We start from the raw sequence: 1,837 nt of genomic DNA on the forward strand, positions 1-1,837 counted from the left end.
GCATGAGATAGCGCAGGTCTGTTGACTGATACATCTCGGCTGCAAGGTCGATGATGTTGCCGCCTCTGCCAAGTCCGAAGTCATACCAGCAGTTAAGCGTGGTTTCCACCTTAAACGACGGCGTATGTTCCTGTCGCAATGGCGACTTATACCATAGCCTCGTTCCTTTTCTCGCCGTCGGTTCATGTCCGAGTTGAGACAAGAAGGTGGCTAAAGGGATTGATTTAATCTCTTTGAGCATATCTAAAATTTGTGTTGGGGATTTGGTTCGGGTTCAGCTCACATATATACACCCCGTACTGAACCGAACTTAAATCAGTAATAAAAATCGGGGTTGTATGAGTATGTGCCGTTTTCCCGGATTACCATCCGTTTGTTCATTAGAAAAGATTTCAGTTTCGTCACCTTGCCGTCGCCATATGGGAACCCACAGGCGGCATAGGCTCTCTTGATGCTGTCCTCACAGTTCTGACACCCTTTTATAGCGCCGTTGGCAAATGCCATTTCAAGAGCCTGTCGGTGCTGTTCGGGCGAAAGCTCCGAGTATGAGAAGGTCTGAACCTTTGACTTCCCGGCAAAGGTGTATTCAGTGGCAATCTCCGGAAGTCCTGCCTCATTGACGATGAAAGCAAATGGCGGGAAGTCCATCGAGCGGATACACGATGCCGAAACCTCCGTCACCTCGCTGTCGGTCGTGCTTTTGCAGACTTGCAGAACCGTCTCTGCTTTGTTGTTGAGTTCGGTGCCGACATGACCGCGCACGTTGTCATCGCTCTTGTTAAGGTGCAGAACCGTGTGTATGTGTATCTGATACTTGTCAGTCCACTCCATGAGCTTGCCTATAAGTCGTGACGATTCAATGGCATTGTTGATGTCGAACATAAGGTCGCGGATTCCGTCAATAATCACCAGTCCGACATTGGGTGTGTTTGCGATAGCATTGTCGATAAGTTCAAGGCGCAAATCGGGCGTAATGGCGCGGAGCTGGGCGAATATCAGATTTTCCGGATGGCTGTCAAGTGGTAGCCCGGCGAGCTGAAGCGCACGTCGCATGATTCGCTGGCAATGGTGTGGACTCTGCTCGGTATCGAAATACAGGATTGTACGCTTGTCATCGGGAAACTCGGCGATATAGCGCAAAACCTCTCCATTGGTAAGTGCAGCCGCAAGAATCGCACTCACGTTGAACGTCTTTTTGCTTTTCGCCTTTCCGGTGGATGCCGAGAAGTTACCAAGTGTGCCGATAACCGATCCGTTGCAAAAGAGAACCTCAGGACTTTTGGCTATCTCATCGGTCACTCTGAGCTGATACGACTGCCAGAGTTTGTTCAATTCTTTCGCGTCCATCATTTTCTATCCCTTTCAAGTATCAGACGTTCGACATCGCTCTGACGATAGCACACCTTCTTACCGACCTTCACCGGGATTAGAATCTTGTTCTTGTTCCAGTTCCAGAGGGTGGTGTGGCACACGCCGAATTTCTCCATCACCTCCTTCTTGGTGAGCAGAACCTCCTGTGCCGCGCTGACCATAGCGGGAAGAAGCTCGGCTTTGGCTGCCTCGATTGTCTGCTTTATCAGTTCAACGAGGTCAGCAAGTTTAACATTGACCGTGACATCGGTCACACCGCTGTTGATTAACTCTAAAAGATTTGTCATAGGCAAATACAATGTCGCCGATTGTTAAACGACCAAACGACTCCGGCGACTTTATGAACCGTTCAGCCACTGTCCCGGTCGGAACAGCGATGCAAAGATAAAGGACAACTGCCCGCTTTGCAATAGCTAAAACGCTTCATATCAGCAATATAAATTCGTTTAATTTCGTTGGCGTAATT

Annotated in this window: 3 protein-coding genes; all 3 read right to left on the bottom strand. The window is 49.1% G+C overall.

The genetic code is table 11. The features are described 5' to 3' along the window. On the bottom strand, positions 1-241 hold a 241-nt coding region (locus QZ311_RS12265), incomplete at its 3' end, for a CHC2 zinc finger domain-containing protein (RefSeq protein ID WP_297068497.1). 74 nt (positions 242-315) lie between these two features. Then, positions 316-1,350 carry an AAA family ATPase gene (locus QZ311_RS12270; RefSeq protein ID WP_290431003.1) on the bottom strand — a complete coding sequence of 345 codons (1,035 nt, stop codon included), beginning with the start codon at positions 1,348-1,350 and terminating at the stop codon, positions 316-318. Then, positions 1,347-1,658 carry a helix-turn-helix domain-containing protein gene (locus QZ311_RS12275; protein WP_123616227.1) on the bottom strand — a complete coding sequence of 104 codons (312 nt, stop codon included), beginning with the start codon at positions 1,656-1,658 and terminating at the stop codon, positions 1,347-1,349. The genes QZ311_RS12270 and QZ311_RS12275 overlap by 4 nt, the downstream gene beginning before the upstream one ends. Between the last annotated feature and the right edge of the window lie 179 nt (positions 1,659-1,837).

Source organism: uncultured Duncaniella sp. (assembly GCF_910578445.1).
GTDB lineage: Bacteria > Bacteroidota > Bacteroidia > Bacteroidales > Muribaculaceae > Duncaniella.